At 42.4% G+C, this 24,509-nt stretch carries 30 protein-coding genes; 9 read left to right on the top strand and 21 right to left on the bottom strand.

Annotated elements, in window-relative coordinates:
* Positions 1 to 27: 27 nt before the first annotated feature.
* From AC6H4V_RS02270 to AC6H4V_RS02235, 8 genes are read right to left on the bottom strand one after another with little or no spacing between them, the layout of a single operon-like run.
* Positions 28 to 750: a Nif3-like dinuclear metal center hexameric protein gene (locus AC6H4V_RS02270; protein ID WP_497607308.1), complete on the bottom strand. Its 723-nt coding sequence runs from the start codon at positions 748 to 750 to the stop codon at positions 28 to 30.
* On the bottom strand, positions 750 to 1,322 hold the full coding sequence (locus AC6H4V_RS02265) for a tetratricopeptide repeat protein (protein WP_497607307.1): 573 nt from the start codon (positions 1,320 to 1,322) through the stop codon (positions 750 to 752). Before AC6H4V_RS02265 ends, AC6H4V_RS02270 begins: the two co-directional genes overlap by 1 nt.
* Positions 1,319 to 2,185, bottom strand: a complete 867-nt coding sequence (gene pgp3 / locus AC6H4V_RS02260) for a peptidoglycan metallopeptidase Pgp3 (protein ID WP_497607306.1) — start codon at positions 2,183 to 2,185, stop codon at positions 1,319 to 1,321. Before pgp3 ends, AC6H4V_RS02265 begins: the two co-directional genes overlap by 4 nt.
* Positions 2,185 to 2,637: an SsrA-binding protein SmpB gene (gene smpB / locus AC6H4V_RS02255; protein ID WP_428730567.1), complete on the bottom strand. Its 453-nt coding sequence runs from the start codon at positions 2,635 to 2,637 to the stop codon at positions 2,185 to 2,187. Before smpB ends, pgp3 begins: the two co-directional genes overlap by 1 nt.
* Entirely contained in the window at positions 2,630 to 3,430 is an 801-nt protein-coding gene (locus AC6H4V_RS02250) for a 4-(cytidine 5'-diphospho)-2-C-methyl-D-erythritol kinase (RefSeq protein WP_497607305.1), read from the bottom strand. Before AC6H4V_RS02250 ends, smpB begins: the two co-directional genes overlap by 8 nt.
* A gap of 8 nt (positions 3,431 to 3,438) precedes the next feature.
* Positions 3,439 to 3,669 (bottom strand): carbon storage regulator CsrA, encoded by a 231-nt coding sequence (csrA, locus tag AC6H4V_RS02245; RefSeq protein WP_497607304.1) that lies wholly within the window; start codon positions 3,667 to 3,669, stop codon positions 3,439 to 3,441.
* A complete protein-coding gene (truB, locus tag AC6H4V_RS02240; RefSeq protein ID WP_497607303.1) occupies positions 3,663 to 4,484 on the bottom strand; it encodes a tRNA pseudouridine(55) synthase TruB in 822 nt (273 codons plus the stop codon). Before truB ends, csrA begins: the two co-directional genes overlap by 7 nt.
* A complete protein-coding gene (locus AC6H4V_RS02235) occupies positions 4,481 to 6,529 on the bottom strand; it encodes an ATP-dependent helicase (RefSeq protein ID WP_497607302.1) in 2,049 nt (682 codons plus the stop codon). Before AC6H4V_RS02235 ends, truB begins: the two co-directional genes overlap by 4 nt.
* A gap of 127 nt (positions 6,530 to 6,656) precedes the next feature.
* Here AC6H4V_RS02235 and AC6H4V_RS02230 point away from each other — a divergent pair, with 127 nt between their 5' ends.
* Positions 6,657 to 7,559 (top strand): LysR family transcriptional regulator, encoded by a 903-nt coding sequence (locus tag AC6H4V_RS02230; protein WP_428730572.1) that lies wholly within the window; start codon positions 6,657 to 6,659, stop codon positions 7,557 to 7,559.
* Between the two features lie 13 nt (positions 7,560 to 7,572).
* On the opposite strand, the gene AC6H4V_RS02225 is transcribed toward AC6H4V_RS02230, so the two are convergent.
* From AC6H4V_RS02225 to cysK, 3 genes are read right to left on the bottom strand one after another with little or no spacing between them, the layout of a single operon-like run.
* Entirely contained in the window at positions 7,573 to 8,031 is a 459-nt protein-coding gene (locus tag AC6H4V_RS02225; protein ID WP_497607301.1) for a hypothetical protein, read from the bottom strand.
* Positions 8,025 to 8,615: an aminotransferase class IV family protein gene (locus AC6H4V_RS02220; RefSeq protein ID WP_497607300.1), complete on the bottom strand. Its 591-nt coding sequence runs from the start codon at positions 8,613 to 8,615 to the stop codon at positions 8,025 to 8,027. The genes AC6H4V_RS02225 and AC6H4V_RS02220 overlap by 7 nt, the downstream gene beginning before the upstream one ends.
* Complete coding sequence (cysK, locus tag AC6H4V_RS02215) at positions 8,608 to 9,531, bottom strand: cysteine synthase A (RefSeq protein WP_497607299.1); 924 nt, start codon at positions 9,529 to 9,531, stop codon at positions 8,608 to 8,610. The genes AC6H4V_RS02220 and cysK overlap by 8 nt, the downstream gene beginning before the upstream one ends.
* 62 nt (positions 9,532 to 9,593) lie before the next feature.
* On the opposite strand from cysK, the gene AC6H4V_RS02210 reads away from it, so the two are divergent.
* The gene (locus tag AC6H4V_RS02210; protein WP_428730576.1) at positions 9,594 to 9,950 is read left to right on the top strand and encodes a cupin domain-containing protein; all 357 of its coding nucleotides are present in this window, start codon (positions 9,594 to 9,596) and stop codon (positions 9,948 to 9,950) included.
* Here AC6H4V_RS02210 and AC6H4V_RS02205 read toward each other — a convergent pair.
* From AC6H4V_RS02205 to thiE, 6 genes are all read right to left on the bottom strand, one after another.
* Positions 9,947 to 10,642: a LytR/AlgR family response regulator transcription factor gene (locus tag AC6H4V_RS02205; protein ID WP_497607298.1), complete on the bottom strand. Its 696-nt coding sequence runs from the start codon at positions 10,640 to 10,642 to the stop codon at positions 9,947 to 9,949. The two genes, AC6H4V_RS02210 and AC6H4V_RS02205, sit on opposite strands and share 4 nt — an antisense overlap.
* The gene (locus AC6H4V_RS02200) at positions 10,623 to 11,633 is read right to left on the bottom strand and encodes a sensor histidine kinase (RefSeq protein ID WP_497607297.1); all 1,011 of its coding nucleotides are present in this window, start codon (positions 11,631 to 11,633) and stop codon (positions 10,623 to 10,625) included. Before AC6H4V_RS02200 ends, AC6H4V_RS02205 begins: the two co-directional genes overlap by 20 nt.
* Positions 11,626 to 13,050, bottom strand: a complete 1,425-nt coding sequence (locus AC6H4V_RS02195) for a phytoene desaturase family protein (RefSeq protein ID WP_497607296.1) — start codon at positions 13,048 to 13,050, stop codon at positions 11,626 to 11,628. Before AC6H4V_RS02195 ends, AC6H4V_RS02200 begins: the two co-directional genes overlap by 8 nt.
* A 7-nt stretch (positions 13,051 to 13,057) precedes the next feature.
* Positions 13,058 to 13,414, bottom strand: coding sequence for a hypothetical protein (locus tag AC6H4V_RS02190; RefSeq protein WP_497607295.1), 357 nt, complete (start codon positions 13,412 to 13,414; stop codon positions 13,058 to 13,060).
* Positions 13,415 to 13,482: 68 nt separating this feature from the next.
* A complete protein-coding gene (locus tag AC6H4V_RS02185; protein WP_497607294.1) occupies positions 13,483 to 14,499 on the bottom strand; it encodes a response regulator in 1,017 nt (338 codons plus the stop codon).
* Positions 14,500 to 15,123: a thiamine phosphate synthase gene (gene thiE, locus AC6H4V_RS02180; RefSeq protein ID WP_497607293.1), complete on the bottom strand. Its 624-nt coding sequence runs from the start codon at positions 15,121 to 15,123 to the stop codon at positions 14,500 to 14,502. It abuts the gene before it with no gap.
* 161 nt (positions 15,124 to 15,284) lie between these two features.
* Between thiE and thiD the strand changes: the two genes are divergently transcribed.
* On the top strand, positions 15,285 to 16,055 hold the full coding sequence (gene thiD, locus AC6H4V_RS02175) for a bifunctional hydroxymethylpyrimidine kinase/phosphomethylpyrimidine kinase (protein WP_497607292.1): 771 nt from the start codon (positions 15,285 to 15,287) through the stop codon (positions 16,053 to 16,055).
* On the opposite strand, the gene AC6H4V_RS02170 is transcribed toward thiD, so the two are convergent.
* Together AC6H4V_RS02170 and AC6H4V_RS02165 are read right to left on the bottom strand one after the other, a co-directional pair.
* A complete protein-coding gene (locus AC6H4V_RS02170) occupies positions 16,052 to 16,309 on the bottom strand; it encodes a hypothetical protein (RefSeq protein ID WP_497607291.1) in 258 nt (85 codons plus the stop codon). The genes thiD and AC6H4V_RS02170 overlap by 4 nt on opposite strands.
* Positions 16,310 to 16,451: 142 nt before the next feature.
* Complete coding sequence (locus AC6H4V_RS02165; protein ID WP_497607290.1) at positions 16,452 to 17,426, bottom strand: calcium/sodium antiporter; 975 nt, start codon at positions 17,424 to 17,426, stop codon at positions 16,452 to 16,454.
* A gap of 175 nt (positions 17,427 to 17,601) precedes the next feature.
* Here AC6H4V_RS02165 and AC6H4V_RS02160 point away from each other — a divergent pair, with 175 nt between their 5' ends.
* Together AC6H4V_RS02160 and AC6H4V_RS02155 are read left to right on the top strand one after the other, a co-directional pair.
* Complete coding sequence (locus AC6H4V_RS02160) at positions 17,602 to 18,837, top strand: putative DNA modification/repair radical SAM protein (RefSeq protein ID WP_497607289.1); 1,236 nt, start codon at positions 17,602 to 17,604, stop codon at positions 18,835 to 18,837.
* The gene (locus AC6H4V_RS02155; protein WP_497607288.1) at positions 18,837 to 19,571 is read left to right on the top strand and encodes a TIGR03915 family putative DNA repair protein; all 735 of its coding nucleotides are present in this window, start codon (positions 18,837 to 18,839) and stop codon (positions 19,569 to 19,571) included. The genes AC6H4V_RS02160 and AC6H4V_RS02155 overlap by 1 nt, the downstream gene beginning before the upstream one ends.
* A 93-nt stretch (positions 19,572 to 19,664) precedes the next feature.
* Here AC6H4V_RS02155 and AC6H4V_RS02150 read toward each other — a convergent pair whose 3' ends face one another.
* Together AC6H4V_RS02150 and AC6H4V_RS02145 are read right to left on the bottom strand one after the other, a co-directional pair.
* Entirely contained in the window at positions 19,665 to 20,069 is a 405-nt protein-coding gene (locus tag AC6H4V_RS02150; RefSeq protein ID WP_428729244.1) for a type II toxin-antitoxin system VapC family toxin, read from the bottom strand.
* Positions 20,066 to 20,338, bottom strand: a complete 273-nt coding sequence (locus AC6H4V_RS02145; RefSeq protein WP_428729243.1) for a hypothetical protein — start codon at positions 20,336 to 20,338, stop codon at positions 20,066 to 20,068. Before AC6H4V_RS02145 ends, AC6H4V_RS02150 begins: the two co-directional genes overlap by 4 nt.
* Before the next feature lie 210 nt (positions 20,339 to 20,548).
* Here AC6H4V_RS02145 and AC6H4V_RS02140 point away from each other — a divergent pair, with 210 nt between their 5' ends.
* The 4 genes from AC6H4V_RS02140 to AC6H4V_RS02125 are packed head-to-tail and all read left to right on the top strand — an operon-like array spanning position 20,549 to position 24,499.
* A complete protein-coding gene (locus AC6H4V_RS02140) occupies positions 20,549 to 21,442 on the top strand; it encodes an ABC transporter substrate-binding protein (protein ID WP_497607287.1) in 894 nt (297 codons plus the stop codon).
* Between the two features lie 12 nt (positions 21,443 to 21,454).
* Positions 21,455 to 21,904: an SRPBCC family protein gene (locus AC6H4V_RS02135; RefSeq protein WP_497607286.1), complete on the top strand. Its 450-nt coding sequence runs from the start codon at positions 21,455 to 21,457 to the stop codon at positions 21,902 to 21,904.
* Between the two features lie 2 nt (positions 21,905 to 21,906).
* Positions 21,907 to 23,397, top strand: a complete 1,491-nt coding sequence (locus AC6H4V_RS02130) for a response regulator transcription factor (RefSeq protein WP_497607285.1) — start codon at positions 21,907 to 21,909, stop codon at positions 23,395 to 23,397.
* Position 23,398: 1 nt separating this feature from the next.
* Positions 23,399 to 24,499, top strand: coding sequence for a sensor histidine kinase (locus tag AC6H4V_RS02125; protein WP_497607284.1), 1,101 nt, complete (start codon positions 23,399 to 23,401; stop codon positions 24,497 to 24,499).
* The last annotated feature ends 10 nt before the right edge of the window (positions 24,500 to 24,509 follow it).

Genomic DNA, 24,509 nt, shown 5'->3' with positions numbered 1-24,509 from the left:
TTGGATTAAATAGTTGTACCGATTTGCTTAAATATAAGTAAAAGGGTTTTTTGATGATGAAATTATAGCTTCTAAACCTAAATTTTTCAAATGTTTAAGCAAAATCTCTGCAAAATACCTCTCACTCTCAAAATGCCCTATATCAATCATGGAGAGATTTATGCTTTTTGCCTCCATGGCATCGTGATATTTTATATCTCCTGTTAAAAAACAGTCTGCCTTGATGGATTTTAAAAGAGAACCTCCTGAACCTGTGGTGAGTGCTGCTCTATGTACCCACTGGGCACTCTTGACACATTTTGCATGGGGAAGCGAAAATGCGGATGCTACTTTGGCGGCAAAAGTATCAAAATCTTCCTCAACATCCAAATACGCTACAAATCCCTCTTTTTGTACAATCTCATACCCCAAAATTTGAGTCGCAACATAGTCGTTCAGATGTGTTTGGTCAAAATTTGTGTGCATGGAGATATTTGAGATATTTTTTTGTATCATTTTTTGAATCAAGTTTGCCGGATATTGGTTAAATTGGAGTTGTCTTAGTCCGCCAAATATAAGCGGATGGTGGGTTATAAGAAGTGAGTTTGGCTCCATAGAGTCGATAAGTGCTTCATCTACATCGATGCTAAGAACAATTTTTTGGATATCTTGGTTAAAGTCGCCAAGCAGCAGACCTGAATTGTCCCATTTTTCTTGAAGTTCAAAGGGCGACAAACTATCTAAAAATGTATATATTTCAGAGAGTTTCATCAGCCTAGTTTCTCCAGTTCCTCTTGAGCCTCTTTAAAGTCCGGATTTATCTCTAAGGCTGTTTTATACATCTCTTTTGCCTCATCAAGGTGTTTCATATCAACCAAAAGATTTCCGTAATTATAGTAAGTAACGGCATTTTGGTTGTCAATCGCCAAAGATGCGCTTAGATGCATTCTGGCGGAGACAAATTCGCCTTTAGCTCTATAGACACTTGCAATAGCATTGTGGATATACTCATTCTCTTTATCTTTCTCAAGAGCCTCTTTGTAGTAACCAAGCGCCTCTTCATTTTGATCAAGCTGCTGTAAAATGTAGCCCATTTTAAAAAGCACGTCAGCGTCTTGCGCTCTCTTTGCATTTGCCTCTTTGAGGAGATCAAAGGCTTTTTGCATATTGCCCGCTTCAAACTCTTCATCGGCTCTTTGCACTAAAGCCTCAGGGTCAAACTGTGATGAAGAAGAGTCTCCCTGCGGTGATGCCGTTGCATCTTTTAGGGTTTGGATATGTTCATACACCTTAAACGCAAAAAATGCCGAAGCTCCTAGCATAAGTATTTGAAATAGTGTCATTGTTTGCCTTTTACTAAATTTTCATTTGCGAGTGCTATAAAATGAAGCGGGTCAACCTGCTCACCGCCGATGCGCACACCAAAGTGCAGATGCGGTCCGCTCACTCTTCCGCTTGACCCTGAAAGTCCTATAACATCGCCTTTTTTAACATCTTGCAACTCTTGAACATGAAATTTGCTCATGTGAAAATAACATGTGTAAACCCCATGTCCATGGTCTATGATGACGCTTTGCCCTGAGTAAAATCTATCTTGCACCAAAACAACTTTTCCATCATTTGCGGCGATAACGGGAACACCCACTGCCGCTCGAAAGTCTGTCCCGCCATGATAACTCTTTAGCGAACCGTTATAGACCCGTGCTTTTCCAAAATCACTTGTAATTTTACTCTCTAATGGGACAATAAAATCAGAAGAGACCATAATTTTTGGGGTCGCTTTTTTGTAAATTTTCATCGCCTCGACATACTCTTTCTCGGTTCTTGCTTTGTCCTCTGGACTTAAAGTCACTTTGGAGCCATCTACTTGGAGCGTCTCTTTTTCATATTTTCCATCTTGGACATCCAACACAACTGTTTTGGTTTTTTGTACACCGTTTTCTCTGTAAAAAATCTCTACCTCTTTTTTTTGCGGCTTTGTTTCGTAGCTTATGGGAATCAAAACATAATAGCGCTCGTTTTTGCTTGGGTGCTTAAAGATGGTATATTTTTTCTGCTCCAGTGCCGCACTCTCGTATATTATCCCTTTTTGCTCTTCAAACTCCAAAAGAGCTGTTTTTCCATTGGCAATCGTCTTCTCAATTGTAACAACATCAAATGCGAAAACGTACGTGAGTAAAAAGCTAAAAAGCAGTAAAAAACGCATCAATAATCCTTAATAGAACGCTCCATATCGCGTTTCATATCTTTCTCTTTGAGGTCGTTTCTCTTGTCATGAAGCTGCTTGCCTTTTGCTATGGCAATCTGAATTTTCACGATATTTCTGTCATTAAAATAAAGCTCTAATGGCACAACCGTATATCCATCTCTCTCCACTGCTCTGACCATTTTTACTATCTGCTTTTTATGCAAAAGAAGTTTTCTGCTACCTCGCTCTTCATGCGCATAAAAGTGATGCGTCGTCTCAAGTCGCCCTATATGAGCGTTGAACAAAAACGCTTCACCCTGCACAAAACGGATAAAACTATCTTTCAAGTTCACCCGCCCCGCTCTTATGGCTTTAATCTCGCTTCCTTTAAGAACGATTCCTGCTTCAAACTTCTCTTCCAAAAAGTAATCAAAATAGGCTTTTTTATTTTTTGCTATTGTTTCACCCATTATCTGTTTCTTCCTTCTTTACTCTAAAAAAACTACTTCCGCTCCCGCTAAAGTAGTATCCATGTTTGTAGTGGTTTTTTAGCTCTTTATACTCATAAAGTGCGGGCTTGAAGAGGTCGTTGGCTTCCTCTGCGCTCATGGTTTTTAGTATCTCTTTGGATGGGGTTTTTTTGAGGCGTTCAACCTCGAAGCCATCTATGGGATTGTAAAAATTCTCTCTGTAAACTCCATACACTTTTGGTGTACTTATCTCTATTTTTGGTGTAAAAGTCTCAATATCAAGCATCTCTTCTTCAAATTTTTCTACTATCTCACCTATGCCGCTTACATTAGCACTTTTGTAGCCATAAACAAAAAACGGAACATCCGCTCCCACTTTTAAGCCTATAATGGCGAGTTCATTTTGGCTTAATCCCAGATGCAAAACCTCGTTGCAAATTTTTAGAAATGTCGCTGCATCGCTGCTTCCGCCGCCAAGACCTGCAAAAGCCGGTATGTTTTTTACCACCTCAACGCCATACTTTTGCATCAGCTGTTCTAAGGAGTGGGCTTGTTCTGGTTTTAAAGATGCCAAAAGTGCCGCATACGCTTTATAGATGGTGTTTTGTTTTGTCTCGCATGAGAAAGAGCCTATGATTTCAAAAGCATCGTTGCTCTGTTTTGGCACAAAAGAGAGTTCGTCATAAAGCGAATTTACATGCATAAAACGGGAGATAATCTCATGATAACCATCCCTCTTGCCCGTGATTTTTAAAAAAATATTGACCTTTGCATAGGCTTTGTAGCGCTTCATGGTGTTGCCTATTTTTTAAAAATAGCGCCAAGAGAGGTTAGGTCTGAGAGTTCTATCTCTTTTGAGGCTGCTCTGTTTGACTCTTTGACATCTTCTAAGAGTTCACTTCTAACGATGGAGAGGTTTTTTGGCGCATCAATACCGAGTTTTACGACACCTTTATCCACTGATATCACTTTGACAACTATGCCATCTCCGATTACAATCGACTCATCCAATTTTCTTGATAAAACTAACATTCAACCCTGCCTAATTCATAATTTACTTGTTCATTTTCTATATGGATAACCGACAAAAAAGTGCCATTATCAAGCCAGTAGTACCCATCTGAGTGTATCTCTAAATCCTCCAAAGCAAGAACTCTTCCATATTTTAGGTTGTCACTCTCGCCATGATAAAAGTTTTGCGGGATAGCTAAAGATGTTCTTATATCAAGCGCTTTTTCATCTTCGTAGAAAAATTGCCCCTCGTTAAGCCTCTCCAAAGCACTGAGGCTTCCATAGGACAAACCAAGTTTTTTCGCCACCATAAGCCCCAAAGAGCGGATATATGTCCCCTCTGAGACGGTCGCTTCAAAAGTTACAAAAGGGTGTGCATAGTGGATAAGTTTGGTCTCATAAATGGTTGAGTATATCTTCTCTAGGGTAAACTCTTTGCCCGCACGTGCCAAATCATAAGCTCTTTGTCCGTTTATCTGCTTTGCGCTGAAGATTGGCGGCTCATACTCAAGCTCTCCCTCAAGCGACTTGACAACTTTGGCAATCTCAATCTCTTCAAACTCCGGAACTATGACGACCTCTTCTATCATCTCGCTATCAAGCGTATCTGACTTAGCACCCAGCCAAAGTGTTGCACGGTAACGCTTTGGTGTTTTGTCTAAAAAACGAAATAGTTTTGTATAACTTCCCATGCCCACTATCAAAACACCTTTTGCAAAAGGGTCAAGCGTCCCTGAAAAACCGGCTTTTTTCGTTTGGTACTTTCTTTTGAGTTTTGATAAAAAGAGATTTGAACCTATGCCCGAGGGCTTATAAGCAACAAAGAGCCGATTCATAGACGCTCAACAAAGGATGCCAAAATATCTTTTTTTGTTCCCGCAAAATTGATACTGAGCTTAAACTCCTGCCCCGATTTGCTTACACCGTTGACACGCCCTGTTCCAAAAACCTTATGACGTACCAAATCGCCCTTTTTAAAAGCAGTGTTTTTCTCTACTATCAAAGAACCCTCACAAAGTCCTGCTTCATTGAAAAATCTGCTTTTTTGCAAATCGCTTCTTCTTCCTTTGTAAAATCTGCTATCGACATGCGAGAGCGTGAGCGTTTCTTTGGCTCTTGTAAAGGAGACGTACCCCAAACGTCGCTCCTCTTCAAGGTCGCTTCCATCGCCGATGAGCGGTAAAAATCCCTCTTCAAGTCCGATGATAAAGATATGGTTAAACTCCAGCCCTTTTGAGGCGTGGATACTCATCATGTAGATGCTCTCCCCCTCAACTTGATCTTGTTCGCTCTGCAGAGTAAGTTCGTTTAAAAATTCATCCAAAGAGGCTTCGGGTGTATTTTTTACAAACTCTCGAAAGAGTCCATAAAACTCATCCATGTTTAAAACTCTCTCCGCCTCATCGGGCATCCCTGCGTAAATCTCTTTGAGATGGAAGGTCTCTTCAAGAGTATCGATAAAGCTGTATGTGGAGTGCTCAGCGGATTTTGCAACATCTTGGACATCTTGTATAAACTTTTTCAATGTTTTGGCATTTTTGCCCTTGACCAAAGCCTCCAAATCAGAGAGTGGCGCGCTGTTGATATACTCAAAAACAGAGAGTTGGGCTGCGTGTGCGGCAAGTTCGAGTTTGTCCACACTCGCTTTTCCAAGCCCTCTTTTTGGTTTGTTGAGAATACGTTTGAGGGAAAAATCATCATGAAAGTTCGTGATTACTCTTATGTAGCTTATGAGGTCTTTGACCTCTGCTCTGTCGTAAAAGCGAAGTCCACCGACAAGTTTATAGGCAATTTTGGCACGGTTGAGCCCCTCTTCGATGGAGCGGCTTAGAACATTGACACGGTAAAGCACCGCGATATCTTGCGCCTTGATGCCAGAGTCTAAAAGTTTTGTGATTTTTTGAGCTATTTTTCTTGCTTCTTCATTTTCGTCACTGGAGTTTAAAATCGTTATATCCTCTCCGCCGCCGCGAGTAGAGATAAGTTTTTTGCCAAGACGTGAACGGTTATGCTCGATAAGCGCATTTGCCACTTTTAAGATGGGTTCGCGTGAGCGGTAGTTCTCTTCAAGCTTGAAAACAGCAGTATCTTTAAAATCCTGATCAAACTCCATGATGTTTCTTATGTGCGCCCCACGCCACCCATAAATACTCTGGTCATCATCGCCCACGACACAGATGTTGTTGTGCGTTGTACAGAGCTTTTGAAGAAGTTTGAGCTGCAACTCGTTGGTATCTTGATACTCGTCCACCATAATATACTGGTACTTTTGGGATGTAGCGCGCGCAAGTTCTGGGTTTTCATCTAAGAGTTTAAAAGTTAAAGCAATCAAATCATCAAAATCGACAAGATTGTTCTCTAAAAGGTAGGTTTCATACTCCTCATAAATCTTTGCAATCTGCTGATAGTTGAAAAACTCCGCTTGCTTGTAGGCATCATCCGGAGAGAGAAGCGAGTTTTTGTAGCGTGATATCTCACTCGCGATAAGTGGCGTAGCAATCTCACTGTTTATCTTTTTGATGATGCGTTTCTTGTCATCAGTGTCGATAACGACAAAGTTGTTTTGTCTCTTTAAAAGATGGATGTTAAACTTTAAAAAAAGAAGTCCGAACTTATGGAATGTACATAAAAGTGGAGGAGAAGAGGGATTTTGCATAAGATGAAAAGCACGCTCGCGCATCTCTTTTGCTGCTTTGTTGGTAAAGGTAAGTGTGAGCGTGTTTGAAGCAGGAATACCCAAAACCCCGACAAGATAGGCTAAGCGCGAGACAATTGTCGTAGTTTTTCCGCTCCCCGCACCCGCCAAAATCAAAACAGGACCCTCGCTCTGCTTCACTGCGCTTGCCTGAGATTCGTTTAGTTTTTCAAATATTTTTTCCATGCTTCATCGCTATTCTTGTTGATTTTATATATTGTAGCTAAAAACTTATAAATTATTACAAAACTATTGCTTTAATTATAATAATGGGTTATACTTTCGCTTATTATCTAAACTTATAGGAATTATTATGTTAAAAGATTTTGCAAAATTACAAACTTTTCTCATGGTCATCAAAGAGAAGAGTTTTTCCAAAGCATCGGCAAAATTGGGCATCTCTCAACCAGCTGTTACGCAACAGATAAAATTTATCGAAGACTACCTTGATACAAAAATAGTAGATAGAAAAAAGAATGGCATCTTGCTTACCAAAGAGGGAGAAGAGCTCTTTAGAATCGCGGTAAGACTTGAAAAAGCCATAGCTAACAGTGAAAAAGAGGTTTTAAAGATTATCAACAAAGATTTCACGTTTGTTATGGGTTCTTCCAATGCCATCGGAAACTACATCCTGCCAAACTACCTTGGCGATATCAAAAGCAGAATCAACAACAATGTCTATATGAATGTTGGCTTATCGTGCGAAATCATCGATCAGCTTGAAGATAAAAAAATCGACGTTGCGCTTATAGAGTCTCCTGTTTTTAGAGATGGTATCGTCTATAGAGAGTGGGTTTTGGATGAGCTTGTCGTTTTTTCCAACCAACCGCTTAAAAAGCATCTTGGTGCAGAAGATTTGATGGGATTTGACTGGATTTGTCGTGATGAGCACTCACACACACGCAGGCTTACAAGTGAGGCTTTTGATGAAATGGGTGTACACTGCACTGGTTTCAATGTTTTGGGGATTTTAAGCAGTCCGACAGCGATTAAAGAGTCGATTATGCATGCAGATCCAAACTCAGAGAGACCTGTTGTTTCTGTTATGTCAAGACACGTTATCGCGGCTGAGCTTGCACAGGGAAGACTTTTTGAAGCAAGACTCAAAAACTACAAAATAGAGCGCCATTTTTACATAGCGTATCTCAAAGATAGAAAGCATGACGCGTTTGTTGATAACGTCGTGAACTATCTGCTCTCCCTCTCCAAAGTTTAGAAGTAGCTTTTGGCTATTTTTTGAAAAACTTGGAGTTTTCTGGGTTTGACAAAAAAGATGCCATGGAGTTTTCCACGCCTCCATTGTCAAGCGACTTTGCCACTTTTTTCTCTTTTTTATAATTTGCCAAATTGATAAGCAGCGGTGTCTCATCGGCAATAATCTGCACGATAGCTTTGAGTGGAACAGTTACGATGCTGCCGAAGTTTTCAGCCCCAAATCCAGCTTCAAAAACCAAATCATCCTCTACAATACTCGCCGTCTCAAATGTGTATCCTGCTAAAAAAAAGAGTGTCATCGAGCGAAACTCTGCGCTTATCTCTTTTGGAAGCGGGGGTTCAAATACAACATGCTCTATCTTGCAAAGAATCCCAAAATAGTGCTCTCTTTCAAAGAGATAGAGCAACAAATTTTCTATATTTTTCTGCATAACATCTGCAAATTTTTTATCTTCGATGATACTGTCTAGCAAAAGAGCTCCTTTGGATTTTTTGGAATTATAGCAAAATCTACCATCGCATTCATCAGGGCAACTTGTTTAAATCGTGCTACGTCTTGGATGCGTATCTCCTCTTCAACTATTTTTGCCTCATCTAAAAGTCTCTGCCTTGTTGTTCCCTCAAGCAGCGGAGATGCGGGAGTGAGCCATCGTTTGCCATCAAAAAAAGCTATATTTGCGATGGTTGTGTCTGTTACAAAACCATTTTTGATGATAAGCACATCATCCGCATCACCTCTTTGTGCAAAAAGCGCATCAAGCCTCTCTCGGTTGGCGTACTTCATAGCATACTCTATGGTGTCATCATGAAGCATTTTGAGTGCATTTATCTCTCTTTTTTGGTAAGGGTGGTAAGTAGTCTGGGTACAACCTTTTGTATCGTAAACAAAGCGGCATCTGTAAAGTCCATTTTCTGGTGGCGTGATAAAATCGCCCAAATCTTGCACAGCCTCTACGTTAAAGTGCTTTAAAACGCTCTCATATCTTGCTTGATGGTAAGAGAGATGAAAAATCTCGCCTTCAAGTACTTTTATAGTCTCTAAAAAAGTGTTATTCACTAAAGAGTTCCGTGCTAAGGTAGCGCTCTCCCGTGTCGCAAAGGATAGTCAAAATTGTTTTGCCTCTAAACTCCTCGCGTGAGGCGATTTGCATCGCTGCATAGACATTTGCTCCAGCAGATATACCCACAAGTAGCCCCTCCTCACGTGCCAACTTTTTTGCACTCTCTATGGCATCTTCATTGCTCACTTTTATGACCTCGCCATAGATGCTGACATCAAGCGTCTCTGGGACAAACCCCGCACCAATGCCTTGAATGGCATGTGCACCCGCGCTCCCACCAGATAAAACAGCCGAACTTGCGGGCTCAACCGCAAAGATGGCGATATGTGGGATGTACTCTTTGAGCACTTTTGCAGTACCGCTCAGTGTCCCACCCGTTCCAACAGCTGCTACAAATGCATCAATCTTCCCATCCGTATCACGGAGTATCTCTTGTGCGGTTGTGAGTTCGTGAATCTCAGGATTGTGAGGGTTTTTAAACTGCTGTAAAACGATGGAGTTTGGGATTTGGCTCTCTAGCTCCACCGCTCTCTCTATCGCACCGCTCATGCCAAGTGCGGCAGGAGTGAGTACTAGCTCGGCACCAAAAGCTTTGAGGAGTTTTCTTCTCTCGATGCTCATCGATTCTGGCATAGTGAGAATGAGTTTGAGATCAAGCGCCGCACAATTCGCTGCTAAAGCTATGCCCGTGTTGCCACTTGTTGGCTCGATGATAGTGGTCTCTTTTGTGATTTTTCCCGCTTCCATCGCTCTTCGTATCATGTTAAAACCGATTCTATCTTTGACAGAGCTTGTCGGGTTCATAAACTCACATTTGGCGATGATGTTTGCCTCTGTTGCCTCTGAAGCTTTGTTAAGTCTAACTAAAGGAGTATTTCCGATAAGTTCAGTAATGTTTTTTGCAATTTTCATAAATAATCTCCAAAGAATTTTATGTTATGCTACCCAAAAATTTATAAGAAAAAGGGTATAAGATGTACTTACACAAAGAGATCGACTCTGTAGAAGCAGTGGCACAAAAAGCGGGAAAAGGAGTCTCGATGAAGATGCTTCTCTCTCCTGAAGAGTCTCCAAACTTTGCGATGCGCAACTTTATCATAGAAGCGGGCGGGCATATGCCACTACACACAAACAGCGTGGAGCATGAACAGTACGTCCTCTCAGGACGCGCAACGGTGCAAATCGGCGATAAGATGGTTGAAGCAAAAGAGGGAGATGTTTTTCTCATTCCCGCAGGTGTGGCACATAGCTACAAAACCCTTGGCGATGAGGCGTATAGCTTTTTATGTTTAGTGCCTAAAAAAGAGGATTGCATCACGCTTATCAACTAAAGCGCGTACCTTTCGCGAAACGCTTTTGCGCCATCTTTGCTTGATTCGATGCTCTCAGAGATGGCTTTAAAACGAAAACGTAGTTTGCTCTGCTCTATGGTCTCAATCTCTTTGATGGCATCGAGGTTGAGAAGGTAGGAACGGTGGATGCGCACAAAGTTGTGCGCTTCTAGCTTCTTTTGCAAATCTGAAATCTTCTGTGCATAGTAGGAAAATCCTTTGGCACTTCTAAGCATCACCTCACTTAAATCAGCTTTGACGTAGTAAATCTCCTCTGGTTTTAGAAGCAAATAGGTATCGCCGCTTTTGCTAAGAATGCGGACATCTTGCTCTTTTTGTTTTGTTGGAGCCAAACGCTCTAGCGTTTGTTTGACCTGTTCCAAACTATAGGGCTTTACAAGGTAGCCGACTGCTCCGATATCAAAGGCTTTTAACGCATGTTCTTCATAGGCTGTTTGAAAGATGATACTGCTTTGTGGGCTTAGATATTTGAGCTCATACCCTAGTTCTAAACCACTCACTTTTGGCATATTGATATCTAAAAAGATGATGTCGGCACTCTCTTTTCTTACCGCCGTTATCGCTTCATCGGCGTTTTGCGCCTCAGTGATGGCATCATACCCAAGTGTGTGCAGCATCCGCACAAGACGCGCACGCGCCAACGCTTCATCATCAACTACGACTATGTTCATAACAACTCCCAAGGTAAATGGTAAATGTCGGCTCTTTTTGCTCTTCTACCTCTAATGAGCCGTTGCAGAGCAGTTCAAGGCGCTGTTTGAGGTTGGAGAGCCCCACGCCAAACTTCACACTCTTCAGGCTTTCGCCATCGTTTCTTACACTGATGCTTTTTTGTGCCTCATCAAAGCTAAGATAGATATGAAGCGCCTCGTGGTTTTGCGTAAAGCCGTGTTTGATGGCATTTTCAACAAGAAGCTGGATGGAAAATTTAGGTACTTCCCACAGATGCGGCAGGGGTGCAGTGTGGAGTTGTATCTTTTGGCTAAAGCGGATATTTTCAAGTGCAACATAATCTTTGACATTGCGCACCTCATCTTCGAGGCTAAGAAGCGCTTTTTCGTTCATAGAGTTGCGCAAAAAAGAGGAGACTTTCAAAATCGCCTCTTCAGCTTTGTCTTTGTCTTGATGGATAAGTTCGGCGATGGAGTTGAGCGCGTTGAACAAAAAATGCGGGTTGAGCTGGGTTTCAAGAGAGCGCAAACGACTCTGAACGTACTCATAGTCGAGATGGTCTTTTTGGTTACGCATCTTAACAAATCGGTAGAGCAACGCCCCAACGATATAGGTTAAAACTCCAATAGAGAGCGAGACAGCCGTTATCTGCCCCTCAAATGCGGGGATTAGCCCTACATGAAGCACCTTTGCCATAAAAACACCCGCAAAAGTGCCTAAAAATCCCGACAAAAAGGAGAAAAACATAGAGAGGGGTATCCAGTAAATCTCCGCTACTTTTGGCAAGATGTTTTTGTTGAGATGTGAGATAAAGATGAGCGAAAAAAGTGTGATGCTAAAACCAAGCAACGCCCCAAATAGCGCCCCATCCACCCATGGATATTCTAGTAACATGTAACCCAAAGAGGAGAGAAACATCCCAAAAAAAAGACCGATGATAAGGATGTAAAACCAATCTTGTTTTTTTATATTGAGTGCTATATCATGCATCAAGCAGCCTTTGTAGGTTTTTGACACCCAGCATCACACCTGGCCAACCTTGCGCGGCATAGACGCTATCACCGACATTGTAGAGGTTTTTGATGGGCGTGTCATTGCCTGGTAAAAAAGGAAGGAAGTTTTTAAATGTCATCGCATTGCCGCCTAGTTGCGCTCTTTTGATATAACGGTTAAAAGTTCTTGACGTCGCCCCAAAACACTGCACTATCTCCTCCTCTTTGATATCCAAATTAGCCATGATTACTTTTCGTAGTATATCTTCTAGCTCTTTTTTTCTTGCTTTATAACCCTCTTTATCCTCCCAAAATCTGCTATCGGTATGGATGGATGCTGTAATGCTGTAGTGTCCCTTTGGTGCGATTTGGATATCCTCTTTGTCTGAGAAGGAGACAAAAAGGGCCTGTGAGAGCGTATGAGGAAATGGCGCATCGTGGATGATTTGGTAATGGTGATGAAAACTTTTCTCGCTTTTGATGGTCATATAGAGCATAAAAGAGCTTTGGTGGTTGTCGAGTTTCTCGTGTTTTTTGTAGTATCTAAGCACATTGCCATCGTGAAAAAGTTTGCCGCTGTCATAGACGGTGGAGTTTAAGATAACCTTTTTTGCGCTATGGATTTGCGTTTTGGTAAAGAGTTCAAAGTGGTTTTCGTGACGCGTGATAGAGCGAATCTCACTGCATCTGCGTACATTTTTTACACCTGAGACAAGTGTATCAAAAAGCGTACTAAATCCACCCATCACGTAGTAGTTTTTGTTAAACGTATAGGCAAGTGCGAGTGCTGCGGTAAAAAAGTTTATCTCTCTAAGCGGTGCTTGCGCAACGATAAGCACTTGCGACTCCAAAAACTGCCTATACTTCTGCTCAAGAGTGCCAAAAAAATCCTCTATAAACGTCTGTGCATTGGCAAGAAGATACTTCTTGAACTTCCAAAAAAGTGGTGCAAAACTAAAGAGTGATTTGGTTTTTGCAAAGAGGTTTGCGTTAGCGTAGTAGTGTCCGTCAAATCGGTAAAATTCGTCGTTTATTTTATGTATCAGTTCCCAAAAAGCTCTGTTTTTTGCATGGGGATAGTTTGCATCCAGTGTGTCAAAAAAACGCTCAAAATCTCTATAACGCGGGGTTGTTTTGTCGCCATGAAGCACGACGATGGAGGGGTCGGTCTCTATGAGATTTGGCACAATGCCCAAAGTGTCAAAAACCTCTTTGACGATATGCCCCTCTTCGTACCCCGCCAAAGTCGTAGCACCCGTATTGTAGGTGTAATCACCCCTTTGAAACGAGGAGCTGCACCCACCAAGATAGGACTCTTTTTCAAACAAAACGACATCGTACCCTTTAGCACTCAAAAGTGCCGCGATAGCGCTGCCCCCTATACCCGAACCAACTACTGCAAAGTCTGACATCATGTGCGTTTTAATCTATCAAAAAATCAGCGAGATTATTTTTGCCGTAAGTTATAGCGGGATTTGCATCTTTAATCTGTTTTGCGATAAGCGCCATAATGGTTTTGACACCATCTGTCTTCTGCGGGTCGGTGAGTGGCAAAAGCCGCACCGTGAGGCTTGATGGTTTTTGGGTTACTTGCACAAAAAAGCTCTGATTTTTGCCATTTTCTATTGCCAAAGATTCGATAAGTGCTGTTTGTAGGCTGGCGTTGATGTACTTGTCTAGCACTTTGAGCATCCCACCCTCTATCTCCTTTGCAAAAGGGGTGATGACGTTAAAGGCGTCTTGTGTTTGGTTAGAATTTTCTAAAACAATGTGTGGCATACTCTCTCTCCTAATTTTGTCAAATTTTATAGCAAAGTGCAGAAGTTTTGTAGCTCTTTTTTGTCAACTCAACTTAGATTTTGCAGATAAAGAAGCGTGACATCATCTTTGAAGTCCTGTTTTTGAAGTGTTTTGAAAGCTTCACTGAGTGTGCTAACGTTTTGAAGCAAAACATGGGGCGCAAACTCCTCTAAAGCGCTGTTTGCATGCTCTACGATACCATCGCTATAAAGCAGCAAACTCTCCCATCCCACTATCTCTAATCGCTCTATGTTTGGGGCTTGGGAGAAGTTCATAAAGGGGGGATTGTTCGCTTTGACTTTGCGTATCTCCTCTCCCACCTTCACCAACAAGGGGTACATTCCTCCTGAGGCATACTCCAGAGTTTTTCCATCGGCACAAAGCATTATCATCGTGTAGGAGAGCTGCTCTTCTTCTGCTAAAAAGGTTTGAAGCATTGGGGCGGCTTTTGTGATGAGCTCCTCGAGTGAGGAGACTTCATAGACAAATTTGTTTAGCATAGAAGAGACGGCAAAGACGGTAAGTGCTGGGGAGATGCCATGCCCTTGCGCATCGATGAGACAGAGAAATATCGCGCCACTTTGAAGTTTGTAAATGGAGTAAAAATCCCCACTCAAAACATCTGCTGCCTTATGAAAAACCACACATGCATCGGGGTGCAAATCGTTGATGATACCCGCCTCCATCTTCTCTTTTGCCAGATACTCCTGCTCTTTAGTCTCCACACGCTCCACGCTCTGCTTGAGCTGTTCCATGCTATAGGGTTTGACAAGGTAGCCAACCGCCCCGACATCAAAAGCCTCGAGTGCGTAGTGGCTATACGCGCTTTGGTAGATAAGCGCTTTATCTTTAAAGAGCGCCTTTATCTTGCGCCCTAGCTCCAACCCATCCATCTGAGGCATGTTGATATCTAAAAAGATAAGGTCAAAGTGCGTGGTTTTGATAAGCTCAAGCGCTTCGTAAGCATCTTTTGCGACTGTGACATGCTTCAAATCGAGCTCTTTGAGCATCCTTACAAGCCTCTTTTGCGCCAGTTCTTCATCATCGACGACGATTATCTTCATCTAAAACTCCAATGCTTTTTTATACCAACGACACTTCTCTTCTATAAAATCACTTTTCCAAATATCACTAACGAGTGCAATCATATCAGGTTTATGGCATAAAACCTCTGCTATGTTTTGTGTATGCAACCCGCCAATAGCACAAATGGGGATGCGTAACCTCTCTTTAGCAAGGCGCAAAGTCTGGAGTGCAACGATGCTTGAGGATGGTTTTGTAGGCGAAGCAAAAAAAGAGCCAAACGCGACATACTCCACGCCTAACTCCTCCATTTCAGAGGCGAACTCCACATCGCCATAGCACGAGACGCCAAGCACACCTCTAAAGTTTTCTCGTATCTGCTCTATGCGGTGGTAGTCACTCTTACCCACATGCAGACCATCCACGCCAAGCTCCACCGCTAGCTCCACATCATCATTGAGCACAAAAAGCGCATCATGCGCACGGCAAAGCTCTTGAAGTGCGAGGGCGTTTTTACGCACCACCTCTTGCGTACTTACTTTGTCACGCAACTGCACGATTTGTGCCCCGCCGCGCAAAGCCTCCTCCACTTGCAACAGAAGCGTTTGAGGCGGTGTCAAAACATCATCCGTAATCACATAAAGACCGTGTAGTTTCTCTCTCATTTTTTGTCCCTGCATTTTGAAATTGTGTAACTTTAACGTTTTTAAAAAAATTTTTGTATTGTTTTTTTGTCTGTTGAAATGGAGAGTACCAAACGACATAAAGCACCTACGAATACATCTCTTTTTTTCATACAATTTCAAAACTAGAAATAGGAGCGATTATGAAAGTAGTTATGAGTATAGCGGGGTCTGATAGTAGCGGTGGGGCTGGGATTCAGGCGGATTTGAAGACATTTGAGGCGTTTGGCGTTTTTGGAACAACTGCTGTGACGGTAATGACGGCACAAAACACAATGGGAGTGAGTGAGGTTTTTGAGCTCTCGGCTGATTTTGTCAAAGCACAAATCGATGCGATAGTAAAAGACTTCGATGTCGCGGCGGTGAAGGTCGGGATGTTCTACTCCAAAGAGATTATCCAAGTGGTACGAGAGTTCATCGCTACGCTGGATATTCCCGTGGTGCTTGACCCCGTTTTTATCTCCAAAGCATCTTCCAAACTTCTCAAAGACGATGCCATAGAAGAGATGAAAACACTCTTTGAGTACGCAACGCTTCTCACACCAAACACGCACGAAGCAGAGGCGCTCTTTGGGTACAGATTTGGCGATACACCCTCGCTCAAAACCATACAAGAGCAAAAGTGCCCCGTGCTTGTCAAAAACCATCTCCTAGAGCTTCCAAGCGGTATGGTGAGCATCGACCAACTCTTTTTCAGACACCAAAAGAGAGTTTTTCAAACCCCTTTTATAAAGAGTACAAACACCCACGGAACGGGATGTTCCTACTCCAGCGCCATAGCCGCAAATCTCGCTCTTGGGCACACACTTGAAGAGTCCATAGAGATCTCGAAAAACTTTATCGCTAACGCCATCACACATGCCCCAAATATTGGTCACGGCGCAGGACCCATCAACCACAAAGCGGGAGTTTAAAACTCCCCATCGGGCTCATAGCGAAGCGTGTATTTTTTGGAGTTGATGAGAGTGACAAAGCGCAAAAGATAGTAGAGCAGATCTTTTGGTTTGTTGTAGATGATACAGTCAAATTCTTTGAGCGTTTTGTGCTTTAGCTGGTAGTAACAAAAAGTAAAGAGACTCCATTTGTTCTCTTTGGTAAGCACAAAAGAGACCTCTTCACCCCTCTTTGCCCAAAGAGCTGCCTCTTCTATATTTTTAGTATAAACCATCCAAAACTCCTTTTGGTTTTTACCATTTTAGTGCATCGCGCTCTCTTTTTGTATCTTTTTTATGTCGGTTTATACCAAACTCAATAGACCTCTTTCATAACTTCTATTTGTGAAAGAGGTCTAATTATTGAGTTTGGTGTTATTATGCAACGAGGCTCATCCCCAAATAGGTGTTGTACGCAACATAACAAAGCACCAAAATAGCCCCTTTGATTCTGGAAATTTTTCCTGCTTCTGCTCTAAAACTATACACCATAGCAAAAAGCATCAGCGTCACAAGAAACATGATGCTCCAATCTCTTTGCAAAATTTCGGGCGCTAGTGTCCCCACGGGATGGATAACTGTTGCGATTCCAATGACAGCGAGGATATTGAACATATTGGATCCCACGATATTGCCTATAGCTATATCGTGTTCCCCTTTTCTAGCCGCCATCGTCGAAGCTGCAAGTTCAGGCAGCGAGGTTCCAAGAGCAACGATGGTAAGACCGATGATAAGATCACTCACTCCAAACTCCACAGCGATATTTACAGCGCCCCACACGAGGATTCTTGAGCTAACAATGAGCAAAACAAGCCCGAGCACAAGCCAAAAGATTCCCTGTTTGAGGCTCATACCCTCTTCTTTGATCTCAGCGTTTACTTCCGTGGCAAATGTATCTCTTTTACTCTGTAGCGCTGCATAGACAGACCATCCCACAAGGGCGAAAAAACCGCCCAAGAGCACAACTCCCTCCACAAAAGTCAAACTATTGTCAAAAAGCAAAAAGCCGCTTAGAAGAACGATGACGATTAAAAGAGGGAGCTCTTTTTTGATGATTTTTGAGTGCACGGCAATGGGCGCAATAAGAGCAGTCGCCCCTAAAATCAGTGCAATATTGGTTATGTTGGAGCCAAGCGCATTTCCAAGGGCAAGAGAGGGGTTGCCCTCATAGGCTGCAATGGCAGAGACGACCATCTCAGGCGCACTCGTCCCAAAACCCACAACCAAAATACCAATCAAAAGTGCAGGCATACCAAGATGTTTCGCCGTCGCAGCCGCCCCATCCACAAACTTATCCGCACTCCACACCAACAACACAAATCCGGCAATCATGCCTAAAATAGAAAGTACCATGCAACCTCTTTGTTTTACTTTATCACTCCATTGTAGCATAAAGCGATAAATCAAAAGGATTGTTTATACCGTGCAATTATGGAGATTGAGAAAAAAGTATTCCATCCATGTGGTAAAAATATGGCAATTTGTCATATTTTTACCATTCTAAACCATTAGGAAGTACAATAGTCGCATGAAAAAAGATATCTTTACCAAAATGCAAATTTTAAGCGACAGCGCAAAGTACGATGTGAGTTGCAGCTCTAGTGGAAGTGAGAACAACTACAAAACAGGAGAGCTCGGAGCCACAAACAACAGCGGGATTTGCCACACTTTTACAGCCGATGGACGGTGTGTTTCGCTGCTCAAAGTGCTTCTTACCAACTTTTGCATCTATGATTGCAGCTACTGTATCAACCGTGTGAGCAACGATATAGCGCGTGCGGCATTTAGTCCTAGAGAGCTTGCCGACATCACCATCAACTTCTACAAGCGCAACTACATCGAAGGGCTTTTTTTGAGTTCGGGCATCATTGAGAGTGAAGACCACACGATGGAGTTGATACTACGCACACTGCGGATTTTGCGCCATGAGTACAAGTTCAACGGCTATATCCATGTCAAGCTTATCCCTGGAAGTGATGCTTTACTTATAGAAGAGGTGGTGCGTCTAGCTTCGCGTGTCAGCTCCAATATCGAACTGCCAAGCGACGCATCGCTGCGCCTTTTAGCGCCCAACAAAACCAAAGAAAAAGTACTCGCACCGCTCAAACTTGCCCGTAACTTCTCACTTGAGCGCACCAACAAGCCCATCAGCATGAGCACGCAACTCATCATCGGGGCAACGCCTGAGAGTGATTTGGAGATTTTAAGACTCAGTAGCGCACTCTATGACAAAGCGCTCTTGAAGCGGGTTTACTACAGCGCCTACATTCCCATCAATGATGACAAAAAACTCCCCTCCATCATCACCAAACCCCCGCTTTTGCGTGAACATAGACTCTACCAAGCCGACTGGCTGCTGCGCTTTTATGGCTTTGGATATGATGAGATAGTGAGTGAAAGGACGCCAAATCTTGATGAAGAGCTTGACCCAAAGACTTTTTGGGCACTGAACAATCTCCACCTCTTTCCCATCGAGATCAACAAAGCGAGCTACGAAGAGCTTCTACGCATCCCCGGCATCGGGATACGCGGCGCAAAAAAGATTCTCAAAGCAAGACGCTTTAAAAAACTCAAACTTGAAGATTTGGCGGCTCTTCGCATCTCTACCAAAAGAGCGCGCTACTTTATCCTCTGCGATGGACGGATGCAAAAGGAGCTGCCGCACTACGCCGAGCATATCAGACACGCACTTCTCGCCCCTCCTAAAGAAAAAAAAGAGCAACCTACCCTTTTTGATGGCAGCGCACTCTTTGGAGAACTTTGATGACGCTTCTTTATGATGGATCGTTTGAGACATTTTTGACACTTGTGCATAAGATGTACTACGAAAAACTCAACCCCGATGCCATTTTGAAAAAAGCCCCCGACACGCTGCTCTTTGATGCACTCCATGAAGTGCGCTACGATGAAACCAAGAGCTTAGCCGTTTTTGAAGCACTGCAAAAGAGGTTTGCCAAAGAGCATTTTGAGCGGATTTTGCATATTTTTATGTGCGATGGGGTCGATTTTGAGATGGATTTGCTCTGCTACATCATCACGGGCTTTAAGAGTCAAAGGGAGCTAGAGAACATCACGCTTCCCTACGTTTTTAGGCTTCACGCCCTGCAAAAAGAGCTTTTTCACATCAGTCATAAAATGAGCGGATTTTTGCGATTTGAGGAGCTTGAAGAGGGCACGCTCTATGCCAAGTTAGAGACCAAATACAGCGTACTCTACTTTTTAGGCATCCACTTCTCCAAACGTCTCAACAACCAAAACTACATCATCCATGATATCCAAAGATCTTTGGCGTTTGTGCATACACAAGAGTTCAAAGGGGTGCAAAAAGTAGCGAAGTTTGAAGCACCAAAACTCTCCGATGCAGAGCAAAAATTTAGCAAACTTTGGAAGACTTTTTTTGAGAGTGTCGCCATCAAAAGCAGAGAGAACAAAAAACTCCAAAAGCGCACCGTGCCGCTACTTTACCGCACTTACATGACTGAGTTTATGAACGAATAACCATAAATGGAAATGGGACTTTAGTCCCGTATGTATCGCGTTGGTAACTCATTACGGGACTAAAGTCCCATTTCCGTTATGTGCTTTTAAGTTTTACCTCAAAAACTGCTCATAATCCAAAACTTCAATTCCACAGTCAATAAACTTTTTATCGCTTGTTATAAATGTCTTGCAGCCATTTTTTTTAGCACACATGCACTGCAAAGTATCTTCCAAATCACTGTTATATTTTATGGAAAAATCTATGGAATCTTCGATTACATCTTTTCCAAAAGGTACGACATTCCATCTGCTCATAATGTTTTTGAAAAAATACAAAACTTTTACATTTCCCTTTAAAACATAGTAAATCGTAGTGATTACATCCTCGCTGATATAGACTTCATAATCTTGTTCGATTATTTTGATAAGCATAAGTTTTGCTTTTTGGTGTGATGCTCTTGCTTCGTCGATGATGTCTATGACGATGTTTATATCTAGAAATATTCTCTTATTCATACTATTTTTTCAGATTTTATATCTTGTGCTTTTTGTTCGCCAAAATCCCCATTTACCATACCGACAAACTGCATCATCTCATCTAGCTCTTGCCTCTTTTTGGCTTTTATCTTTTTGTCGAGAAAAGTTTTGACATCTTCTAGGAGTTCGGCAGATACAAACAGCCCTTTGAGCGTATGTGTTTTTTTGTCTTCAATCTCTACATAATCATAGTTTTCTAAAATATTAAAATTTCTTGTAATCTCTCTCACACCAAATCTTGTTGTCATATTTAACTCTTTGTCTGATTTTTTAGATTGTAGTACAAAAATAGAAATCTGTCAATATTAAAAACCAAAAAGACAACGGGACTAAAGTCCCATTTCCGTTTGATGATAGCTCTTTGATTTTCCTGCCAAATCTACCAACGAACAAATTTGCACTACAAACGAACGCTCAAAAAAACTAAACTACGCTTACAAAACAACAAGGAGCAAAACGTGACTATCAAAATTTCTTTAGAGTGGTTTTTAAATCCTGACCATTTGCCTATGGTTGCGGGAGTGGTGCTTGGGAAGTACAAAGAAAAAGGGCTTGATGTCGAGATTATCGAGCCACGGGAGCATTATGACGGGTTTGAGGATCTCATCGCGGGCAACATCGACATTCACTGTAATGAGCCTATCCATCTTTTTGAGCACTATTTTGATGGGCTTAAATCTTTGGGTTGGTTCTTTGAGACACGCGGAGGGGTGATGATTCGTGCAGATAGAGTAGAGAAACTTAGAAGCAACCAAAAGATAAAGCTGACAACTCCCGCGGCAAATCCTGTGACTAACAAAGTTGGTTTTGAGATCCTAAAGCGCTACGCACAAAAAAATGGTTTTGTTATCGAGAGAGAAAATGTAGAGTTTGTCGAGACTGACTTTTGGCATCTTCAAAATATGAAAAACGACCCCTCTTTTGATGGCGCGTGGCTCTGTTTTGAGAACTTTGAGGGGGTTGAGGCGCGTATGGAGGGGTTTGAACATCTCTTTATCGACCAGTTTGCCTCTCCCTACCCTAACTTCTCTGCGCTTGAGTTTATGACAACGCAAAAAACCATAGATGCAAAAGGAGAGGCGCTTTGCACATTTATCGAGGTGACTTCAGAGATGGCGTCTTACCTCAAAACCCATCCGCGTGAGGCACAAAACATCTTTTACGACTACTCAGGTGTGACAAGAACGACACTTTTGGACAACATCATCGTGCAGACACTTGTCCATCTCAAAACAGATATCAAAGCCGATGCAAGTAAGTGGCGCGCGCTTTATGAGATGCTCGAAGCGCTTGAACTCGTGAAACTAAGTGAACAAGAGTACGCTACAATTTGGCAAACACCAAATCACTGAAAATGAGACAAGATGAAAACATATGAAAAAACTTCTCTGATATTTTGTGGTCTTGAGGAGCTTTTTGATTTTCATTTGGATTTCAACAACCTCAAAGCCATCACGCCAAAAGATACAAAAGTAACCATGCAAGGTGCGATGTTTACCCCAAAAGAGGGGGACATCTTGAGGCTCAAAACGGTAAAAAACTTCATAACAACCACATGGGAGGTCGAGATACGAACCATCCAAAAACCAAATCTACTCTTTGACGTAGCGCTCAAATCCCCTTTTAAAGTGTGGAGGCATTCCCATATTTTCACGCAACTAGAAGATGGGGTATGCGAACTCACAGACAGAGTCGAGTACGAACTCCCTTTTGGTATTTTTGGTTCGCTGTTTGATTTTATTATTCAGCTTGAACTTGCTAAAATGTTTGCGTTTAGACATAGCGTCACAAAAAAGATTTTAGAGGTTCATTGAAGATGGAAAAGTTACATATTTTAAAAGAGTTAGCAAAAAATCTCACCCTTTTATATGTAGAAGATAGCGACAAGATGCGCGAGCAGGCTTCTACACTCTTTAGAAAGTTTTTCGAAAATACCCTCACTGCGCAAGATGGCGGTGAGGGAGTAGAGATGTTTGAAAAACACAAACCCGATATCGTCGTCACCGACATCTCCATGCCTATCTTAAATGGGCTTGAGATGGCACGCAAAATCAAAGCGATAAACCCTGATGTAAAGATTATCATCACAAGCGCTTATGATGACAAAGAGAAGTTGATGCAAGCCATCGAGATTGGGGTTTTTAAGTATCTCAAAAAGCCCATCACTATCCAAGTGCTTACCGATGCGCTCATCGAGTGTGTTACCTCCATCCAAGTAGAGGACAAACAAGAGGGTTTTGAAGAGTATGTGCAAAAGATTTTTCACTCCCAAAACTCTCTTTTACTCTTCTTCAAAAAAGGGGAGCTCAAAATCGCCAACCACCTCTTTTTGGAGTTTTTCAAGGTAAAAGATATCGCAGAGTTTACTCAAAAGTACGCTTCGTTAGGCTCTTTGATGGAGCAAAAAGAGGGGTATTTGTGTGACGATGCCAAGGGTGCGTGGTTTGACAAAATCACTGCTGAGATGACGAAGTTTTTTAACGCTCTTTTGTCTGTATCAGACCAAAAACACCACTTTTTAGTCAGTGCAAATGCAGTTCCAGACACGCATGATGAGATTATCGTCTCACTGAGCGACATTACGGGGCTCTCACTTGCTAGTTTTGATATCCAAGAGAGCAGTGAGCCTAAGTACCCACAGCATGACCTCAAGAGCATCATGCAGATTCTCAAAGTCATCAAAGAGAACAACGAGGAGATCAAACTTCTGAGTTTTTACAAGGGTCTTAACATCGTCAACCCCGCTACCATCCATGAGATATACGACAAAAGCATTGTTGTCAAAACCGAAGCCACACAAGTAAAAGCAGCCTCATTGCAAAGAAACGTTGTTCTAAGAAGCCCGCTTTTTAGTAAAGATTTGAACTGCAAAGTCATCAACTCTCTTGAAGAGGAGCACCTTTTAGTCCTTGACACCTTTGAGCAGATAGAGCGTTCTCCCTCACAAAGAAAGTTTCCTAGACTCTCCCCAGCCAGTGGCACGCACGCAACGCTTACTTTGCATCAAAGAGAGTTTAGCGGTGAGGTGTTAGATATCTCCATCAACTCCATAAAACTCTCTATGCCCGCTTTGCCTCCCACCAAAAGCGCTGCAGAGTTTGCGCTTACTACCAGCCTTACCGCTTCTGAGCAGAGTTTTGAGATAAAAGGGAGTGCAAAACCGCTCAGGTTTGAGGAGAGAGAGGATGCATATGATGTCGTTTTTTTACTTTCGCCCACAAAAGAGGAGGAGCAAAAAATCGTTGAATATATCTCCAGAAGGCAACTAGAGCTTATCCGAGAGTTTAAAAAGCTCAGAGGAGCATAGCATGAGAGCAGAACACAAAGAGAAGATTTACAATGAGTGCAGCGCCTACCTCGTCGCATTTGAGCACTTTACATGTGCGGCACTCATCATCTCCAAAGAGCTCATGCTTGTTGACTATAACCAGAGTGCGGCAAACCTCTTTTTTGATGGCATGAGTTTTGGAAAAAATGCAAACAAACTCCTCCCATTTGAACTCGCATGGATAGAGCATGAAATCCAAAATACCACAGATGATGCACCCTATGAGTTCACGCACCTCATCGCGCAGGAGCACAAAGAGCTTCTCTTTAACATCAAAATCAAAACGCTCAAAGATTTGCAAAAAGAGCTTTTTGGTTATGTCATCTTGCTTAACGACATCTCTGAGATAGAGCTTGCAAAAGAGAAGTACAAAGATGCGCAAGAGGTTATGATAGCCCAGTCACGCCATGCCGCCATCGGTGAGATGATTGCCATGATTGCGCACCACTGGAGACAGCCTCTTGGCGTCATATCTATGGGTGTCAACAACATGCTTGTTGATTTGGAGTTGGGGGATTTTGACAAAGAGAGCACGCAAACCCACCTTCAAGAGATTTTAGAGCAGTCTGAGTATCTCTCCAACACCATCAACGACTTTAGCAATTTTTTTAAACCCCAAAAAGAGAAACAGAAGATAAAAGTAGTTCAAATCATGCAAGAAGCGCACGGTATCCTCGCGACAGATTTGCAAAAAAATGGCATAGAGGTACACATCATCGACCACTCCCAAAAGCACCTCACGCTTCATGCCAAAGAGCTTCTTCAAGTCGTACTCAACATTCTCACCAATTCCGATGAGGCTTTTAACAAGCAAGAGCGCTCAAAAAAAGAGATAACCCTTATGGCACAGGACAAAGAGAGCTCTGTTTTACTCTCCATCTGCGACAATGCAGGAGGGATTCCAGCAGAGATGCATACGCGCCTCTTTGACCCCTACATCTCAAGCAAAGAGACGCTTATAGGAACGGGACTGGGGCTTTATGTCTCTAAGATTATTGTTCAAAAACATCTCAGAGGCAAAATCTGGTTTGAGAACAAAAACGGTGGTGTCTGTTTCTACATAGACCTCCCCGCAACCTAAAAGGAACTCC

The sequence above is a fragment of the Sulfurimonas lacustris genome, from assembly GCF_059705355.1.
This window is presented reverse-complemented; position numbering and strand designations above follow the sequence as displayed.

What these genes read in the sequence shown, in the direction of transcription:
- AC6H4V_RS02270 (WP_497607308.1), bottom strand. Translation starts at nt 750, where the DNA reads ATGAAACTCTCTGAAATATATACATTTTTAGATAGTTTGTCGCCCTTT.
- AC6H4V_RS02265 (WP_497607307.1), bottom strand. Translation starts at nt 1,322, where the DNA reads ATGACACTATTTCAAATACTTATGCTAGGAGCTTCGGCATTTTTTGCG.
- pgp3 (WP_497607306.1), bottom strand. Translation starts at nt 2,185, where the DNA reads ATGCGTTTTTTACTGCTTTTTAGCTTTTTACTCACGTACGTTTTCGCA.
- smpB (WP_428730567.1), bottom strand. Translation starts at nt 2,637, where the DNA reads ATGGGTGAAACAATAGCAAAAAATAAAAAAGCCTATTTTGATTACTTT.
- AC6H4V_RS02250 (WP_497607305.1), bottom strand. Translation starts at nt 3,430, where the DNA reads ATGAAGCGCTACAAAGCCTATGCAAAGGTCAATATTTTTTTAAAAATC.
- csrA (WP_497607304.1), bottom strand. Translation starts at nt 3,669, where the DNA reads ATGTTAGTTTTATCAAGAAAATTGGATGAGTCGATTGTAATCGGAGAT.
- truB (WP_497607303.1), bottom strand. Translation starts at nt 4,484, where the DNA reads ATGAATCGGCTCTTTGTTGCTTATAAGCCCTCGGGCATAGGTTCAAAT.
- AC6H4V_RS02235 (WP_497607302.1), bottom strand. Translation starts at nt 6,529, where the DNA reads ATGGAAAAAATATTTGAAAAACTAAACGAATCTCAGGCAAGCGCAGTG.
- AC6H4V_RS02230 (WP_428730572.1), top strand. Translation starts at nt 6,657, where the DNA reads ATGTTAAAAGATTTTGCAAAATTACAAACTTTTCTCATGGTCATCAAA.
- cysK (WP_497607299.1), bottom strand. Translation starts at nt 9,531, where the DNA reads ATGAAAATTGCAAAAAACATTACTGAACTTATCGGAAATACTCCTTTA.
- AC6H4V_RS02210 (WP_428730576.1), top strand. Translation starts at nt 9,594, where the DNA reads ATGTACTTACACAAAGAGATCGACTCTGTAGAAGCAGTGGCACAAAAA.
- AC6H4V_RS02205 (WP_497607298.1), bottom strand. Translation starts at nt 10,642, where the DNA reads ATGAACATAGTCGTAGTTGATGATGAAGCGTTGGCGCGTGCGCGTCTT.
- AC6H4V_RS02200 (WP_497607297.1), bottom strand. Translation starts at nt 11,633, where the DNA reads ATGCATGATATAGCACTCAATATAAAAAAACAAGATTGGTTTTACATC.
- AC6H4V_RS02195 (WP_497607296.1), bottom strand. Translation starts at nt 13,050, where the DNA reads ATGATGTCAGACTTTGCAGTAGTTGGTTCGGGTATAGGGGGCAGCGCT.
- AC6H4V_RS02190 (WP_497607295.1), bottom strand. Translation starts at nt 13,414, where the DNA reads ATGCCACACATTGTTTTAGAAAATTCTAACCAAACACAAGACGCCTTT.
- AC6H4V_RS02185 (WP_497607294.1), bottom strand. Translation starts at nt 14,499, where the DNA reads ATGAAGATAATCGTCGTCGATGATGAAGAACTGGCGCAAAAGAGGCTT.
- thiE (WP_497607293.1), bottom strand. Translation starts at nt 15,123, where the DNA reads ATGAGAGAGAAACTACACGGTCTTTATGTGATTACGGATGATGTTTTG.
- thiD (WP_497607292.1), top strand. Translation starts at nt 15,285, where the DNA reads ATGAAAGTAGTTATGAGTATAGCGGGGTCTGATAGTAGCGGTGGGGCT.
- AC6H4V_RS02170 (WP_497607291.1), bottom strand. Translation starts at nt 16,309, where the DNA reads ATGGTTTATACTAAAAATATAGAAGAGGCAGCTCTTTGGGCAAAGAGG.
- AC6H4V_RS02165 (WP_497607290.1), bottom strand. Translation starts at nt 17,426, where the DNA reads ATGGTACTTTCTATTTTAGGCATGATTGCCGGATTTGTGTTGTTGGTG.
- AC6H4V_RS02160 (WP_497607289.1), top strand. Translation starts at nt 17,602, where the DNA reads ATGAAAAAAGATATCTTTACCAAAATGCAAATTTTAAGCGACAGCGCA.
- AC6H4V_RS02155 (WP_497607288.1), top strand. Translation starts at nt 18,837, where the DNA reads ATGACGCTTCTTTATGATGGATCGTTTGAGACATTTTTGACACTTGTG.
- AC6H4V_RS02150 (WP_428729244.1), bottom strand. Translation starts at nt 20,069, where the DNA reads ATGAATAAGAGAATATTTCTAGATATAAACATCGTCATAGACATCATC.
- AC6H4V_RS02145 (WP_428729243.1), bottom strand. Translation starts at nt 20,338, where the DNA reads ATGACAACAAGATTTGGTGTGAGAGAGATTACAAGAAATTTTAATATT.
- AC6H4V_RS02135 (WP_497607286.1), top strand. Translation starts at nt 21,455, where the DNA reads ATGAAAACATATGAAAAAACTTCTCTGATATTTTGTGGTCTTGAGGAG.
- AC6H4V_RS02130 (WP_497607285.1), top strand. Translation starts at nt 21,907, where the DNA reads ATGGAAAAGTTACATATTTTAAAAGAGTTAGCAAAAAATCTCACCCTT.
- AC6H4V_RS02125 (WP_497607284.1), top strand. Translation starts at nt 23,399, where the DNA reads ATGAGAGCAGAACACAAAGAGAAGATTTACAATGAGTGCAGCGCCTAC.